Annotated in this window: 14 protein-coding genes; 5 read left to right on the top strand and 9 right to left on the bottom strand. The window is 39.5% G+C overall.

Annotation, left to right across the window (positions count from 1 at the left end; genetic code table 11):
- Positions 1–70: 70 nt before the first annotated feature.
- Positions 71–1,600, bottom strand: a complete 1,530-nt coding sequence (locus ACE1CA_RS09980; RefSeq protein WP_413276461.1) for a M16 family metallopeptidase — start codon at positions 1,598–1,600, stop codon at positions 71–73.
- A gap of 47 nt (positions 1,601–1,647) precedes the next feature.
- The gene (locus ACE1CA_RS09975) at positions 1,648–3,177 is read right to left on the bottom strand and encodes a M16 family metallopeptidase (RefSeq protein ID WP_413276460.1); all 1,530 of its coding nucleotides are present in this window, start codon (positions 3,175–3,177) and stop codon (positions 1,648–1,650) included.
- A 471-nt stretch (positions 3,178–3,648) separates the two neighbouring features.
- On the opposite strand from ACE1CA_RS09975, the gene ACE1CA_RS09970 reads away from it, so the two are divergent.
- Positions 3,649–4,269 carry a TetR/AcrR family transcriptional regulator gene (locus ACE1CA_RS09970; protein WP_413276384.1) on the top strand — a complete coding sequence of 207 codons (621 nt, stop codon included), beginning with the start codon at positions 3,649–3,651 and terminating at the stop codon, positions 4,267–4,269.
- A 314-nt stretch (positions 4,270–4,583) separates the two neighbouring features.
- Here ACE1CA_RS09970 and ACE1CA_RS09965 read toward each other — a convergent pair whose 3' ends face one another.
- Positions 4,584–5,519 (bottom strand): ABC transporter permease, encoded by a 936-nt coding sequence (locus ACE1CA_RS09965; RefSeq protein ID WP_413276383.1) that lies wholly within the window; start codon positions 5,517–5,519, stop codon positions 4,584–4,586.
- Between the two features lie 142 nt (positions 5,520–5,661).
- Entirely contained in the window at positions 5,662–6,735 is a 1,074-nt protein-coding gene (locus ACE1CA_RS09960; RefSeq protein ID WP_413276382.1) for an ABC transporter permease, read from the bottom strand.
- A gap of 79 nt (positions 6,736–6,814) precedes the next feature.
- Here ACE1CA_RS09960 and ACE1CA_RS09955 point away from each other — a divergent pair, with 79 nt between their 5' ends.
- Positions 6,815–7,522, top strand: a complete 708-nt coding sequence (locus tag ACE1CA_RS09955) for a hypothetical protein (RefSeq protein WP_413276381.1) — start codon at positions 6,815–6,817, stop codon at positions 7,520–7,522.
- Positions 7,523–7,532: 10 nt separating this feature from the next.
- On the opposite strand, the gene ACE1CA_RS09950 is transcribed toward ACE1CA_RS09955, so the two are convergent.
- Together ACE1CA_RS09950 and ACE1CA_RS09945 are read right to left on the bottom strand one after the other, a co-directional pair.
- Positions 7,533–9,008, bottom strand: a complete 1,476-nt coding sequence (locus ACE1CA_RS09950) for an ABC transporter ATP-binding protein (RefSeq protein WP_413276380.1) — start codon at positions 9,006–9,008, stop codon at positions 7,533–7,535.
- 132 nt (positions 9,009–9,140) lie between these two features.
- Positions 9,141–10,220: a BMP family protein gene (locus ACE1CA_RS09945; RefSeq protein WP_413276379.1), complete on the bottom strand. Its 1,080-nt coding sequence runs from the start codon at positions 10,218–10,220 to the stop codon at positions 9,141–9,143.
- Between the two features lie 115 nt (positions 10,221–10,335).
- Here ACE1CA_RS09945 and ACE1CA_RS09940 point away from each other — a divergent pair, with 115 nt between their 5' ends.
- Entirely contained in the window at positions 10,336–10,830 is a 495-nt protein-coding gene (locus ACE1CA_RS09940) for an ureidoglycolate lyase (RefSeq protein ID WP_413276378.1), read from the top strand.
- A gap of 75 nt (positions 10,831–10,905) precedes the next feature.
- Here the strand turns inward: ACE1CA_RS09940 and ACE1CA_RS09935 are convergent, their stop codons facing one another.
- The 3 genes from ACE1CA_RS09935 to ACE1CA_RS09925 all read right to left on the bottom strand — a co-directional run bounded on the left by ACE1CA_RS09935 (position 10,906) and on the right by ACE1CA_RS09925 (position 13,463).
- Complete coding sequence (locus ACE1CA_RS09935; RefSeq protein WP_413276377.1) at positions 10,906–11,136, bottom strand: hypothetical protein; 231 nt, start codon at positions 11,134–11,136, stop codon at positions 10,906–10,908.
- A gap of 9 nt (positions 11,137–11,145) precedes the next feature.
- Positions 11,146–12,363: a hypothetical protein gene (locus tag ACE1CA_RS09930; RefSeq protein ID WP_413276376.1), complete on the bottom strand. Its 1,218-nt coding sequence runs from the start codon at positions 12,361–12,363 to the stop codon at positions 11,146–11,148.
- 212 nt (positions 12,364–12,575) lie between these two features.
- Complete coding sequence (locus tag ACE1CA_RS09925) at positions 12,576–13,463, bottom strand: hypothetical protein (RefSeq protein ID WP_413276375.1); 888 nt, start codon at positions 13,461–13,463, stop codon at positions 12,576–12,578.
- Between the two features lie 246 nt (positions 13,464–13,709).
- Between ACE1CA_RS09925 and ACE1CA_RS09920 the strand changes: the two genes are divergently transcribed.
- Both ACE1CA_RS09920 and ACE1CA_RS09915 read left to right on the top strand, forming a co-directional pair.
- Positions 13,710–13,898, top strand: coding sequence for a DUF4089 domain-containing protein (locus ACE1CA_RS09920; RefSeq protein WP_413276374.1), 189 nt, complete (start codon positions 13,710–13,712; stop codon positions 13,896–13,898).
- A gap of 49 nt (positions 13,899–13,947) precedes the next feature.
- On the top strand, positions 13,948–15,336 hold the full coding sequence (locus tag ACE1CA_RS09915; protein ID WP_413276373.1) for an AtzE family amidohydrolase: 1,389 nt from the start codon (positions 13,948–13,950) through the stop codon (positions 15,334–15,336).
- Positions 15,337–15,581 lie beyond the last annotated feature (245 nt).

Below are 15,581 nucleotides of genomic sequence, written 5' to 3'. Positions count from 1 at the left end.
ATTAGAAAATCAAAAAAATTGGGAGATAAAGCCTTAACTCCTCTCCCAAAATTTTTGATTTTTTGTGAATTTATTGTTTTGATGCAGCCGTTGTAGGTGGTGGAATTGTGATATCTACGTTGGTAACTTCTGCGGCTAAAGTTGTTAGTGGAGGTTGAATTCCAGAGGAATTACCTACTACTAAAGTGGTTAACTTTTCTGGTTGGAGGTATTTCTGGGCGACTCGCTGAACATCAGCTGCGGTGGTTGCTTCGACGTTGCGCTGATAGCGGAAGAGGAAGTCGGGGGGGTAGCCGAAATACTCGTAGCGAATCAACCGGGAGAGTGTTTGGGCGGGTTTTTGGAAGTTAAAGACGAAGGAGTTAAGTACTGAATCTTTGGCGAGGGCGAGTTCTTCTGGGGTGACTGGTTCGGTTTGGATGCGTTTAATTTCTGCGAGGATGGATTTAATGAAGGGTACGGTAGCGTCGGAACGAGTTTGTCCACCTGCGACAAAGACACCTGGGTAGTCAAAGCGGGGACTCCAAGCACCATAAACACTGTAGGCTAAACCTTGGCGCGATCGCACTTGGTTAAACAATCTCCCACCAAAACCATTCAGAACCCCACTCATCACATCTAAAGCCGGATAATCAGGATTATTAAATAAACCGCCTAAATGTCCTATTTGTACATAACTTTGGGTCATTTGAGGCTGGTTTACAAAGAAAATTCCGCCTACTTTTGCTTGGGAAACTTCTGGTAAAGGAGGAACTTTCAACTGATTATTTTTTTGCCAATCACCGAACTTACTTTCAATCAATTGACGCATAACTTTGCTATCAAAATCTCCCACAATGCCTAAAATTATGTTGTTGGGATAGAAATATTGTTGATAGAAACTCTGCAAATCGGCGCGGGAAATATTATTAACGGTGGCATATTCTACAGTCCGGGCGTAAGGGCTTTTTTCCCCATACATGAGCTTTTGAAATTCCCGACCTGCGATCGAATCTGGGTTATCATTACGCCGGGAAATATCACCTTTAACTTGAGTTTTTGCCAATTCTATTTTGTCTTCAGGAAAAGCTGGTTCGCGGAGTATTTCAGCAAACAAACTAAAAACTTCGGGCAAATCTTTACTTAAACAATTAAAACTAGCACTACCACTAACTTCCCCGATCGCAGTTTCTACAGAAGCGGCGCGTTGTTCTAACAATTGATTTAATTCATCAGGTGGATGGGTTTTAGTTCCGCCACTCCGCATTACTGCGCCAGAAATTCCAGCTAAACCGACTTTATCAGCTGGTTCCCAGCGATCGCCAGTGCGAATTGTAGCCGATCCGCTAACCAAAGGCAATTCGCGATCTTCCATCAGATACACGATCATGCCATTGTTTAATTGAAAACGAGTGTAAGCCGGAACTTTAACTGCTGGCAATGGCGGAAATGTCAATTCTGTGTAATGTTTGGCTGGAGTTGCTGCTACCGAAAAATTAAAATTAAAAAGTAAAAAACCCAAAGCAACTACCAAACCAAAAATTCCCACAACCCATTTATAACGTATCTTCAACAAAGAAAAACCTCTCCGTTTCTTAACTTTTAAACCTTTCCGTGACATGAAAAAATTCCCTCTTCGTCCTCTGCGTCTCTGCGGTTCAATCATGATTAACCCTCCTTCGGTAGCAGACGACCAATAGTGCGATTTTCTGGCACAAAAGTTGTATTAGCTACTCGTTGAATATCAGCTGGAGTCACAGCTTCTATAGTTTCCAACTCTTTGAAAAGATTTTTCCAACTACCTGTTTTCACTTCATATTCTACTAACGAAGAAGCCATCCCAGAATTTGAATCTAGCGATCGTAATAACTCTGCCCTAGCCTGAGTTTTCACTCGTTCCAATTCCTTAGCAGAAACAGGCTCAGTTTTCAATCTATTAATTTCTGACTGCAAAGCTTTCGCAACTTCATCAACAGAATGACCGGGTGCTGTTAAAGCATAAAATAACATCATGGAAGGATATTTATCACCTGGGAAACCGCTAAAACCTTGAGCAGTGAGAGCAATTCTTTGTTGTTCCACTAAAGACTTATACAAACGAGAAGTCCGTCCTTCACTTAGCAAACTCCCAATTAATTCATAGATTACATAATCGGGATGATTCATTGCTGGTTGATGATAACCTTCTAAATACCAAGGTTGAGTGGGCAAACGCAAAGTTACTTCCCTAGTTTCTGTTTGTTTTGGTTCAGGTTTTAAAGTACTTTGCGGCTTAGGTTTAGCTGGATAACGACCAAAATAAATTTCGGCAAGTCGCTTTACTTCCGCTGCTTTAACATCACCAACTACTGCCAATGTTAGGTTATTAGGAACATAGTAAGTTTGGAAAAATTCTGCGACATCTTCCCTGCTTAAATTTCGCAAATCGCGATCGTAACCAATTACCGGACGACGATAAGGATGTTCTGTATAAGCTTTATCAATGAAAGCTTCCAACATCATCCCAATTGGCGAATTTTCTACTCGCATTCGGCGTTCTTCTAGGATGACTTCTTTCTCTTTAAAAAACTCGCGAAATACGGGGTCTAAAAATCGTTCCGACTCCAAAGACATCCATAATTCGAGTTTATTAGATGGGAAACTATAGAAATAGCGAGTTGCATCGGTAGAAGTAGTAGCATTTAACCCGACACCGCCAGCTTTTTCGACAATTTGACCTAGTTCATTTTGTTTGACAAGTTCAGATGCTTGGGCTTCAAGTTTCTGAAATTCTGCTTCTAATTTAGCAACTTCTTGTTGTTTACCTGCGGCTTTAGCTGATTGAATTTGTTGCCATAAACTATCTAATTTGTCCAAGATAGGTTTTTCTGCTTTGTAATCTTTGGTGCCGATGCGTGTGGTACCTTTAAAAGCTAAATGTTCTAAAAAGTGTGCCACGCCAGTTTTACCTTCTGGTTCGTTGGCACCTCCGACATCAGCATAAGTGAGAAAAGAAACTACTGGTGCTTGGTTTCTTTCTAAGACGATGAATTTCATGCCATTATCTAACTTAAACTCGGTGATGCGCTGCATAACTCGGTCTAGATATGGCTGAATTGAATCAGCTGTTGCTGGATTTTGGGTGAGTGCCAGGGCGATTTCCGGTGTTATTCCACACCACAGCATCACAGCACATAGAAAGGAGATGAACCTAAGCATGAAAGAGGATAGAGACATTGTTTTCCCAAATCGAACTATGGGGATGCTAGTTTGATAATTGCTCCCCTACGAATGTTTTTTTAGTGACTATCTAGTAATTATGCTGATTTTTTGTGTCAGTAACAACTTAAGGAATTTACAAAATTGAAACTGAGGACGAGGAAATCACATTTTTATTGATTTAAGGAGTTTATAGATAGCATAATTTGGCGAGAAAATAGGTCTGGTTAAGATGTTTTTTCCTAAATAAAAGTAAAGTTTTGTGCGATCGCTCTAGTTTAGAGTTAAAGATTATTTTTACAAAATAGAGGCAATTATGGCAAGGACAGGTTAATATTAAGTAATTATAGCTGAATAAAATGCTAATACTTCATCTATAGGTTATTAGCAACGGGAATTAATGATTTAAGGGTCGAACTCAGCCATATTTAATCAGGTTTCACTTCAAATTAAGATAAACAAATTACTACTATGGGAATTTTGCACAGAAATCCTCAGTCTCAGTCAGAAGATGCGACACGCAACCGAATTATTAAGGCGGCACAAAAGTTATTTGCTCGTCAGGGATATGATGGCACAACGACTCGCGATTTGGCTACGGCAGCGGGAGTAGCTGAAGGAACTGTGTTTAGACATTTTGCCAATAAGAAGGCGATTTTAATTGAAGTAGCGACTCAAGGTTGGGTGGAAATTCTCACGGATTTACTGACAGAATTAAGTGAGATGGGAAGCTATGAAGCTGTAGGACAGGTGATGCGGCGAAGGATGTTGAATTTCCATAAAAATAGCGATTTAATGCGAGTTTGTTTTATGGAAGCGCAGTTTCATGAAGATTTGCGCGATCGAGTTCAGTCGGAAGTAATTGATAAAATGACGAATGTGGCAGAAGCTTTCTTTGAAACGGCGATGGAAAAGGGGATTTATCGAAAGATGAATCCGCGAATTGTGGCGCAGGTATTTGTGGGAATGTTTGCGATCGCAGGTTTCAGCCACAATACAATTATGGAACCGCAAGCTTCACCCCAACAGATGAAAGAAATGGCTGAAGGTATTGCTGATATTTTCTTAAATGGAGTTTTAGCGAAAGGTTAAACTGAATCCGATTCCTGGCTCTCCCCAAAAGTTTGGCTCTCCCGTCTTGTGGTGGAAAACTCTGGTTTTAGGGACTGGGGACTGGGGATTAGGGACTGGGAAACCTTGTGGAGTAAGCATTTGGCTAATTAATTAGGTTTACTTATCACCATGAGTACGGGAGAGCCTGATAATTGACATATAATAATTAGGTTGTTTGTGCGAGCAATCTTTCTCCAAGCAATTTTAGCAAATAAAAAGCCTTACGAACTCTGAAAGCGTTTCACATTTCAAGAATAGATTAAAATGTTAATTGGTGCGATCGCGCAAATTCCTCAACTATCACGACTTTCAGGAACGTAAGGATTACCAAGTGCAGCGGGAGGGGTAGATTTTCCGGCTAATCCTACTAAAGCTAACAAAGCGATTATATAAGGTAACATCACCAAAAATTGATAAGGAATATTCAAATTAAAGGCTTGAATTCGCAATTGTAAAGCTTCAGTTGCGCCGAATAACAAACAAGCTAAAGCAGTGTTGACAGGATGCCATCTGCCAAAAATTAAAGCAGCTAAAGCGATAAAACCTTTACCAGCACTCATGCCTTCGACAAAGAAATTCACATGAACTAAAGTTAAATAAGCTCCCCCTAAACTGGCGAGACAACCGCTAATTATCACGGCTATATAACGCACCAAACTAACAGAAACTCCCGCAGTATCAGCAGCACGAGGATATTCCCCAACCGCCCGCAAAGACAAACCCAAACTAGTGCGAAATAATAGATAGGTGGTGCAGGGAATTAAGAGGAATAATAAATAAATTAACGGGTCTTGATTAAATAGTAAAGAACCGAGAATTGGGATGTTTTTTAATCCGGGAATGGCGATCGCATTAATTCCAGGTAACTTCTGCGCTTGTCCACTATTAAATAATATTCTTGCCCAAAAAGAAGTTAAACCAACAGCAGTGAGATTAATTGCTAATCCTGATACTAATTGATCGACTCTCAAACTAACACATAGGTAAGCGTGTAAAAGTCCGACTATTCCCCCAACGATAATTGCTAATAGTAACCCTAACCAAACATTACCCGTAAAAAATGCTCCGACAGCGCTGGCAAATGCGCCAGATAATAACATTCCTTCCAACGCAATATTAATTACTCCTGAACGTTCCGAAAAAAGTCCTCCTAAAGCAGCAAAAGCTAGAGGAACTGCGAGGCGTAAACTGGCAATTAGGTAATCGGTGAAAAAGTTGAGATTGTCCATAAAATTAAAGAAAATTTAACCGTAGATGAACGCAGATAGAAGAAGAAATAAATGTGAATTTTGCCAAAATTGTAATGCTAAATTTGGGTTGATTACCAAGTTTTATGGATTTTTTTGAACCCTAAACCAATAACTCTTGCAATCATCTGCGTTCATCTGCGTTCATCTGCGGTTTAAAAAATCCCTTAAACCTTCTTTCCAAAGCAAAACTAATCGCAATAAATAACACAGTTAAACCTTGAATTGCATAAACCACAGTCACCGGAACATTTGCGCTGCGTTGCATGACATTTGCGCCGCTGCGAAGTGCGCCAAAAAATAGGGAAGTTGCCACAATTCCCGCAATATTTCCGCGACTCAAAAAAGCGATCGCGATCGCATCATACCCATACCCAGGCGAAAACTGATCGAACAACCGATGTCTCAACCCCAAAACTTCTGAAGAACCTGCTAACCCCGCTAACCCTCCTCCCAACGCCATCACCAGCATAACTGTGCGCGTTACCGACATTCCCGCATATCGCGCCGCTGTGGGGTTCATTCCCACCGCTTCGATTTGGTATCCTAAAGGCGATCGCGCCAACACCACCCACAAAGCGATCGCCGCTATTAACCCGACTAAAATTCCGGCATGGGCTTGAGTCTGCGGTAGTATAATCGGCAACCATGATGTTTTTGTAAGTAAGGGAGAATACGGACTAGGCGCACCGGGTTCTATCAAGGGCTGTTGTACCAAGTAACCTACTAAATTCAAAGCAACATAGTTAAGCAATAAAGTAGTAATTACTTCATTCACACCCCGTACAGCTTTTAAATATCCGGGAATTCCGCCCCAAATTCCCCCAAACAGAAATCCGCCCAATAACGCCAAGGGTAGGTGAATCCACGCAGGTAATCCCGGCAAATATAACCCAACCAAGGTGCTACCGAGTCCACCCATGTAAATTTGCCCTTCTGCGCCAATGTTAAATTGTCCTGCTTTTAAAGCTACCAAAACTCCTAAACCTGCTAATAATAAAGGTGCAGTTTTGGTCAAAGTGCTGCCAAAACCATAATAGTTTGTCAGTGATTCATTGAAGAGGACTGTATAAGCGGTGACAGGATTATTGCCACTTAAAACGATTAGTATTGCACCGACGAGTAAGGCGGATGCGATCGCCGCAATTGGAGATAAAATTGGTAGCAGAATTGGTAAAATTAGCTGTTTTTTTGTCATCGTTAAATTGCGGGAATGGGCAACTTTAGATTGTAGATTTAATTTAATTTATGATAATGCTAGTTACTGGATAAACATTATGAAACGGAAATTTTTAGTTAGCGTCGCCACGATCGCCATTCTGGGATTATCAGTAAGTCCGAGTTTATCTCAAACTGACATCAACGCCGAACTAAATGCCGAATTAAAACAAGCAATTTGCACTCAACAATGGCGAAAAGCAATTCGCATTTTAGACAGCATGAGAGCTAGAGTACCACAACTGGAAAGTCAATTAGTAAGTTATCGTCGCCAAATCCAAACATTAGCTAATTCTAGAGCCAGAATTCAACAAAATTGGCCTCCTGCATATTGTACTGCTAGTGCGACAAATACTCCAGTAGCTACACCCCAAACCACTGCAACTTTCACTCCACCAACGCCAGCAGCAACAGCAACAACTTCTGCAATTACAGGCGAGGTTGCTGTTACTGAAATTAGCAGTGTTTTTCGGGGTAGAACTGTGCGGGGTGTAGTGGTAAATAATACTAATAATCCGGTGACAAATGTCAAAGTAAATTTTGCTATTGTCCGCAATACTACACCCGATGGAGAACCAACAGAAGAACGGGTAATTGAAACAGGTTCGCGGGAAGTTCCTGGTACTATTGCACCTGGAGGAACAGTGAATTTTGAAGGTAGTGTTAATCAAAGAATTAGGGGTAATCCCAAAGTAGTTTCTGTGGAATGGAAAAATACAATTGATGGTTCGGAAGGTTCAAATCCACCGAAACAAAATGCTCAATGATTTGCTAAGACTAATATTTTTGCACCACTCCACCAGTCATTAAATAACCAATTTGTTCTACAGTGGCGTTAGTTGCGTCTAGAATATCAACGAATTTTCCTTCATAGATTACCGCAATGCGATCGCTCATTGCCATGACTTCTTCCAACTCGGTAGAAATATATAAAATTGCTGCGCCTCTTTCCCTTTCTGCTAACAATTTTCCCTGTACATATTCTGTCGCGCCGACATCTAAACCTCTGGTTGGTTGCATGGCAATAATTAAGTCGGGATTTCCTGAAAGTTCCCTCGCCAAAACTACTTTTTGTTGATTTCCTCCTGAAAGTTGGCTAACTTTAATGGCGGGATTTTCGGCGCGAATATCAAAGTTTTCTATTGCTGCATTGGCATGATGATTAATTACCCCATATTGCAGTAACCAACGGCGACAAAAAGGTAATAATTTAAAGACTTTGAGAATTAAATTTTTAGCAATGCTAAAACCCATGACTAACGCCATTTTTTGCCGATCTTCGGGAATGTAAGCTAGGGTTTTCTTGGTAGTTTTTTTGCTAATTGTTCCGGCGGAAATTTGGCGTAAATTAGCGATCGCATCTGCTAATTCTCGCTGTCCATTTCCATCTACTCCCGCTATTCCCAAAATCTCCCCTGAACGCAGTTGAAAAGAGACATCTTTTACTACAGGTAAATCTCTCTCATCGCGTACTTGTAAATTCTGCACTTCTAACACGATATCTCCAAAAGAATGAGGAGGTTTATTTACTTGAAATAACACCTCTCTTCCTACCATTAATCTAGCTAGTTCCTGGGAGTTTGTTTCTTTAATGTTTAAATTTGCTACTACTTTTCCTCGTTGCAAAACTGTTACGGTATCGCAGAGGTTCATCACTTCTTCTAATTTGTGACTGATGAAGACGATCGTGCGATCGCTATCCGCCAATCTCCGCAAAATTCTTGCTAAATTCTTCACCTCTGGCGGAGTTAATACAGCTGTTGGTTCGTCTAAAATTAATAATTTGGCTTGGCGATAAAGTGCTTTTAAAATTTCTACTCTTTGCTGTATCCCTACAGGTAAATCTCCGACTTTCGCTAAAGGATCGATATCTAAATTAAAAGATTTAGCTAATTGGGAAATTTCCTGACTTTTTTCTGGCAAATTTAACCTTAAATCTAGCTTAGTTCCGAGAATTATATTTTCGGTGACAGTGAGTTGGGGTACTAGCATAAAATGTTGGTGAATCATGCCAATTCCCTGCTTAATTGCGATCGCAGGCGAGGAAATTTGTACTGGTTTATTTTCTAAATAAATCTTTCCTGCATCTGGTTGATAAAGTCCGCAAAGGATATTCATTAAAGTAGTTTTGCCAGCACCATTTTCCCCAAGTAAAGCGTGAATACTACCTTGATTAACGGTTAGGTTAATATTATCATTGGCGATAAAATTACCAAAGGATTTAGTAATATTTTCTAGTCGTAAGTAAGTCATTTCATTATGAAACCGCTACAGACGCAGAGAGAAGAAAAAGAGAATTTTATTTAGAAATGGGTATGTTGTTGCGCTTTAGCGCTCTTATTACCACTGGGGTTAGAGCGCTAAAGCGCAACAACGTACCTAAAATTATGCTTGCTTTACACAACGGGTACTTTTACCATTTTCTTGACAAGGTTCAAATATTACTTTTTTGGTTAACATTGCTTGTTTGGTTTGCAGTGCTTTTTGTTGTAAATCTTTAGGAACCATTGTACCAAATTCACCTATATAAAGAATTTCTGGTCTTTCTAAACCAATTGTATAAATTTCGCCTTGGAGACTATTTTTGGTTGCTAAATCAGCTAGATAAGCAATGGCTAAATCAATTCTTTTGACAGCACTAGTTAATACTGCTTTTGGTGCTATGCTTAATTGGTCGGTTGTATTTCCGAAAGTATAAATTCCTTTTTCTGCTGCTGTTTGTAAAACTGCTGGCGAAGCATTATCTAACCACTGATAAATTACATCAACGCCTGATGAAATTAAAGCTAAAGATGCTTCTTTTGCTTTCGCTGCATCATTCCAATCACCTGTGTAACTGGGAGTTATTTGAATGTTTGGTTTAACTGATTTAGCACCTAATTGAAATCCCCGCAATTCTTCATCCGTTGCTTGAAAAGATTGTGCTGATAAATAGGCAAGTTTATTTGATTTTGTCATGTTAGCAGCAATGATGCCGCAAATATAACTTGCTTGTAAATGATCGATTCGCAAAGATGCCATATTTGCACCTTTGATTGCACCATTTACACCGACAAAAAATGTTTTGGGAAATTGGGGTGCTACTTGTTGAATTGCTGCATCAAATTGTCCCCCATGAGCAAATATTAAATTGTAACCGCGTCTGGCAAAATCGGATAAAGCTTCTGTTTGATCTGCTTGCGCTACTTTTTCGACAAAAGCGGTTTCTACTCCTAGTTTATTTTTCGCTGTATTCAACCCTTCAAAACCCGCTTGATTCCATGCTTTGTCAGTAGTAATTCCTGGCAAAACCATCGCTATTTTGAATTTTTTTGTGTCACTAACAGCGCTATTGTTGCTAGTTGTATTACCTGCTGTTGGTGGAGTAGAATTAGGATTGTTAGCACAAGCTTTGAGGAGTAAACTAGTGCCAAAAGTAACAGAAGCGTAGTAGATAAATTGTCGTCTGGGAAGTTTTGGAGACATTTTGCGATCGCCTTATTTACCAACAAACACTAAGTTAGTTATACAAGTAAATCTTTCTGTAATCTTAGACCGTATTCTGAGATACATTAACCATATCATCGATCGAGCTAAAACAATGAATCAATCACTATTATTAAAACAAATTCCTGCACAATCAATCACTGTAAAAAATTTTCGCCCTTTTGGACAAGTAATTTTTCCCAGTCAAGATGGCAAAGGTTTTGATGCAGAGGACGCACAGTTAAATTTACAGAACGGTATTCCTCGATTTTATATTATGCACCTAACTCACAGAGGACGCAAATTTCATAAAATTACTCGTCATGTTCAATGCACTCAATGTCTTGGTTCTTTAGCAGGAAAAGATTGGTTAATTGCCGTAGCTCCTCCTAATAATAACACCGATCGACCAGCGATCGAACAAATTGCCGCTTTTCACATTCCCGGAAATTGTTTCATTAAATTAGAAGCTGGAACTTGGCACGCTGGACCATTTTTTGACCATGATTTTGTAGACTTTTATAATTTAGAACTTGCTGATACAAATGTAGTCGATCATTTCACTCATAACTTTTCCCAAAGTCATCAATTAGAATTCGAGTTTGTTTAAGTTATATCATGTCCGCTTGATTACCCATGCTGTAGAGACGTTGTATGCAATGTCTCTACAGTGGGAGGGCTGTATTTATTCCTTTTCCATCACTTCCCCGTCAACTATTTCATAACCCCAACTTGGATTTTTATTTGCCAAATTTCTCGCTGCGTCATACTCACCCAAGCGACATAATTCTGCCAATAATTGATATCCTTCTTCCTTTTGTTTTTGCCATCTTTCTCGGCGCAGATTCTCTCTTTCTCTACGCGAAAGAGGTTTTCTTCCTAAACTAAACCCGTCAATTCTATCAATTTTTTTCATATTTCTAGCTCAAAAAGGAGTGATATCTACTACTTCTCCATCAACAATGGCATAACCCCATTCTGGATGTTCGGCAATTTGCTTTTCGACTAAAGTTCGACCCATTGGAGTTTTATAAGCTGCTTGTAAAGTTTCTATTCTAGGAGGTTCATTACTAAGGCTTTGGTTTTTATCTTCTCCATTTTCACCATTTGCATTAAGTTCGGTAATTGTTTGGTAACTAGAAGAATTTAAAGAGAATTGTGGTGATAATGCTGCTAATTTACTCATCACGCTTTCTTTGGTAATAGCAGGTTTATCCATAAAAGATGGAGGTAAATAAGGTGTTTTTATTCCAGATTTTTTGGCTTTAATTGCTTCATCAGCTATCCGATCGCATTTCCTCAAAAAACCCTCCCACAAATCTTTTCCTAATACCGGATTTCGCAAATCAGAACGTGCTTGAGATACAGCAACTTCTAAAGGTTCGCCTTTCTGCACATAATATTGGATGCGTTCTTCTTCAAATGCCGGATAAGCTATTCCTGGTTCAATTTCCCAATCTCGCTTGACTTTTTGACTTTCTCCTAACCGAATTCCCTGGACAAATTCATCCCAAAAAGGTGAAACTATACCTTTAGTTATGCCATCAATTGTTTTAAAAACCCATTCCGCCGGATTGTAAAGACCTTTTTCTTTGGCATATTCCAATAAAGCTTTTTGAAACTCGGCAAATTGTTCGGGAGTTTTCCAAGGGCCATTAAATTGGTAATTAGGTGTAACTTTAACAGCAATTGGCGAACGTTGCCAAGGTACAGTTTGCTCATTTTTACTCGCAGGATTCGGTTGAATTACTTCCAAGCGATCGCTAACATTTTCTCCAGAGTTATTATCAACATAATTGTTCTTTAATTCATGTAAAAGCTCATTTAACTTTTCTTCAAAAGCTTCTACATTCAACCAAAACTCTAAAGCGTTACTTTGGCGATCGACTAATCTTTCTTTCAGCAACGACCTTTCAATTAATTCTCTTCTTGCTAACTCCTGTTCCTTTCGATTTAACCCAGTTTCTTGCTCTATTTCTGCCACACTAATTCTTACCCAATCGTAAGGATTACTTAATTGCGATCGCCATTGTAAAAGCTGACAGAAAAATACACAAGATGTCACGCTACCAGTTACTTTTGTTAATTTTGGATAATAAACTGTTGTTTTGCCTAAATTGCTTAAAAATACTCCGATTTTCACTCGCAAATACTCCGCTGATTTTTAATGATTCCTTATAGCATCAAATCTTATTTTAGTTCTTTTCTTAATTGTTTTCCTCTAGTCTGCGAAGGCAGACTTCGTTTGTGTAGAAGCGGTTTCAACCGCCAAGGCAGAGTTTTTCATACTGCTCAGTTAAAGATTTTTTCCTTACCCTTAACCAAGCAGTATTGAGAATCGTAGCCAGGTAAGACTTAAATTTCCGCTACAGCCCGTTCAATCAAACGTCTTGCTATAGTTTGTGTTCCTGTGTGTTCATAGTAATTAGTGGACACATCAAGGAACGCCGCTACATAATCTAATCTGTCATCAGCAATGTCCATATAATTTTGCAAATGATATACCACATTTTCTGGTGTTAAATTATTAACCGCGACAACGCTTGACATCCAACCTGACACTGAATCAAAGCTTTCACCAATGAAGTTTAATTTGCTCCTACTATCATTACCGGGAATTACATCTTGGATACTTTGGTAAGTAGAGTTTTTTTCTAACTCCTGCGGGCTTATCTGACTAATCAATGATGAAACTTTTTTAGTAAAATGTGGGCCAAGAGGTAGCAAACCATCAAAACAAACTAAAGCCACCATACGGATGAGTGATTCCCCACTATACTCACCTAAGGAACCAACAAAATCGCCAATACAATCACTGGGAATACCGTTAAGTTGACAAAAAGCAACTAATTCAGTTACTAATTTCAGGGTTAAGTCAATAGCTTGAGCTTTGTCAGGTTTGGGGGTAACGCGGTTTAGAAAACCTAACAGGGAAACTTTTTCGCCTACTTTGTTAGCTAAAGCTGCTGTACCAAGGGCTTTATCAGTAGTGCCAACGGTTTGATAGAGCCACATAGCCGTTTGATATCCTTGGGATTTGTCGTTGTAAAGATAAACCGCTTTATCACCAATTCGCTGAATTAAGCTTTCGTCAGTTTCGCCTGTGACGGTTTTAATTGTGTTTACAAAACCAACGATATTTTGCCACTGCCCAGGAACAACAAAATCGAGAGAATTTAACAGGGAAACAGTTAAGTTATCGGTTGGTAGATCATCAACTAACTCAAAAATTGGTTTACTCACAAAATTCTCCTGATCTAGGTTCAGTATAATCTATGTCTATATTACTCTTTTAGAGGTAAAAGAGGAAGTAGATATATTTTTCAGAAAATATAACAAATTTGCGATCGGCCTAAATGTTTTCTAAGCAAACAATACTTAATAATTTTGCTAAGACCGGAATAAAGGCAAAGTAAAATGATCATTTAATTGATTTGCCTGATTTGCTGTTAAAATATAAAAATTAAAACTAACTGCAAAAGTAGCGTTATGGCAGAAACAGTACCCACTCCAACTGAGTATGTTGATACAATATCTAAATTAGTAGATTTACCGATCGCCCCCGAACATCGTCCAGGTGTAATTCAAAACTTCGAGCGAATTATGGCGATCGCCAAATTAGTCACAGAGTTTCCCTTACCAGAAAATCTCGAAACTGCACCGATATTTGAACCATAATAAAAGCAATTTTTGTACAATCAATCCACAATCTAAAACCTAAAATCGCATGGCTTACGGTTTTCCTGATGCTACTCAAATCGCTGAAGTAGTTAAACAAAAAGAAGTTTCTGCCAAATCAATTGTCGCAGCATCATTAGCCCGAATTGCTGACCAAAATTACAAGTATAATTGCTTTACTAAGGTCATAGCAGAAAACGCTTTGGCAGATGCAGAAAAAATCGATCGAGCGATTAGTGAAGGTAACGATCCTGGTATTTTAGCAGGAGTTCCTTTCGCAGTTAAAGACCTGTTTGATATTGCTGGAATTACAACTTTAGCTGGGGCAAAAATTAACGCCGAAAATCCCCCAGCTACTCGTGATGCTACCGCAGTTGCTAGGTTGAAAAAAGCAGGTGCAATCCTCGTTGGCGCGTTAAATATGGACGAGTATGCCTACGGTTTTGTGACCGAAAATAGCCACTATGGGCCAACTCGAAATCCGCATAATCTCGATCGCATTGCAGGCGGTTCTTCTGGTGGTTCCGCTGCTGCTGTCGCCGCTGGACTTGTACCCTTTACTTTAGGTTCCGATACCAACGGATCGATTAGAGTACCCGCCGCTTTTTGCGGAATTTTCGGGTTAAAGCCTACTTACGGTCGTTTATCTCGCTCTGGTGCGTTCTTATTCGCTGCCAGCTTCGATCACGTAGGCCATTTTGCGCGATCTGTCAGAGATCTTGCTGCCATTTTTGACGTTTTGCAAGGTGAAGACCCCAGCGATCCAGTTTGCACTAAAAAACCACCCGAACCTTGTTTACCACAATTAAATCAAGGAATTGAAGGTTTAAAAATTGCCATTGCAGGCGAGTATTTTGCCGAAAATGCCGAACCTGAAGTATTAGCAGCTGTTGCCAAAGTTGCTTTAGCTTTAAATACTACGGAAATAGTCACTATTCCCGAACCACATCGGGCAAGGGCAGCGGCATTTATTATTACTGCCAGTGAAGGGGCAAATTTACATTTAAAAAACATCAAATCACGCCCTCAAGATTTTGATATTGCCACACGCGATCGCTTTATTGCCGGGGCATTAATTCCTGCAAATTGGTACATTCAAGCCCAAAGATTTCGGCGTTGGTATCGCGATCGTCTCAGAGAAATTTTCACCAATGTAGATATAATTATTGCCCCAACAACACCTTGCGCCGCCCCCATAATTGGACAAGAAAAAATGGTAATTGCTGGGCAAGAAATGCTAGTTCGTCCTAATTTAGGATTATTTACTCAACCTCTATCTTTTGTCGGTTTACCAATAATTTCTGTACCAGTACAACGTCCCGGCGACTTACCTTTGGGCGTACAAATTATCGGCGCACCTTACAAAGAAGCTTTGGTTTTCCGAGTAGCTAAATATTTAGAAGATCTAGGCATTGTTTCCGCACCAGTCGTACATTAAGGGGACTGGGGACTGGGGACAAGGTGACAAGGAAGTTAATTAAATAAGGATTTACAGTATTTTTGGATTAATCATCCTTTTAGTGCAAAAACCTTGCCTTTTTGCGGGAAATTGTAGGGACACGGCATTCAAAAGATAACGCAGGAGTTGCAAATATTAAAGAATAATAGTAGATGGTGTTTTGTCTTCTTTCTTTGGGAATAATGAATGTGAATAGTTAATGAGTTAAGTTATGGATACTGAAG

This window comes from Floridaenema evergladense BLCC-F167 (assembly GCF_041929205.2).
GTDB classification, from domain to species: domain Bacteria; phylum Cyanobacteriota; class Cyanobacteriia; order Cyanobacteriales; family Aerosakkonemataceae; genus Floridanema; species Floridanema evergladense.
Note: the sequence above shows the minus strand (reverse complement) of the source record. Positions and strands in the feature narration are given on the sequence as shown.

What these genes read in the sequence shown, in the direction of transcription:
- ACE1CA_RS09920 (WP_413276374.1), top strand. Translation starts at nt 13,710, where the DNA reads ATGGCAGAAACAGTACCCACTCCAACTGAGTATGTTGATACAATATCT.
- ACE1CA_RS09955 (WP_413276381.1), top strand. Translation starts at nt 6,815, where the DNA reads ATGAAACGGAAATTTTTAGTTAGCGTCGCCACGATCGCCATTCTGGGA.
- ACE1CA_RS09980 (WP_413276461.1), bottom strand. Translation starts at nt 1,600, where the DNA reads ATGTCACGGAAAGGTTTAAAAGTTAAGAAACGGAGAGGTTTTTCTTTG.
- ACE1CA_RS09935 (WP_413276377.1), bottom strand. Translation starts at nt 11,136, where the DNA reads ATGAAAAAAATTGATAGAATTGACGGGTTTAGTTTAGGAAGAAAACCT.
- ACE1CA_RS09950 (WP_413276380.1), bottom strand. Translation starts at nt 9,008, where the DNA reads ATGACTTACTTACGACTAGAAAATATTACTAAATCCTTTGGTAATTTT.
- ACE1CA_RS09960 (WP_413276382.1), bottom strand. Translation starts at nt 6,735, where the DNA reads ATGACAAAAAAACAGCTAATTTTACCAATTCTGCTACCAATTTTATCT.
- ACE1CA_RS09915 (WP_413276373.1), top strand. Translation starts at nt 13,948, where the DNA reads ATGGCTTACGGTTTTCCTGATGCTACTCAAATCGCTGAAGTAGTTAAA.
- ACE1CA_RS09975 (WP_413276460.1), bottom strand. Translation starts at nt 3,177, where the DNA reads ATGCTTAGGTTCATCTCCTTTCTATGTGCTGTGATGCTGTGGTGTGGA.
- ACE1CA_RS09965 (WP_413276383.1), bottom strand. Translation starts at nt 5,519, where the DNA reads ATGGACAATCTCAACTTTTTCACCGATTACCTAATTGCCAGTTTACGC.
- ACE1CA_RS09940 (WP_413276378.1), top strand. Translation starts at nt 10,336, where the DNA reads ATGAATCAATCACTATTATTAAAACAAATTCCTGCACAATCAATCACT.
- ACE1CA_RS09970 (WP_413276384.1), top strand. Translation starts at nt 3,649, where the DNA reads ATGGGAATTTTGCACAGAAATCCTCAGTCTCAGTCAGAAGATGCGACA.
- ACE1CA_RS09945 (WP_413276379.1), bottom strand. Translation starts at nt 10,220, where the DNA reads ATGTCTCCAAAACTTCCCAGACGACAATTTATCTACTACGCTTCTGTT.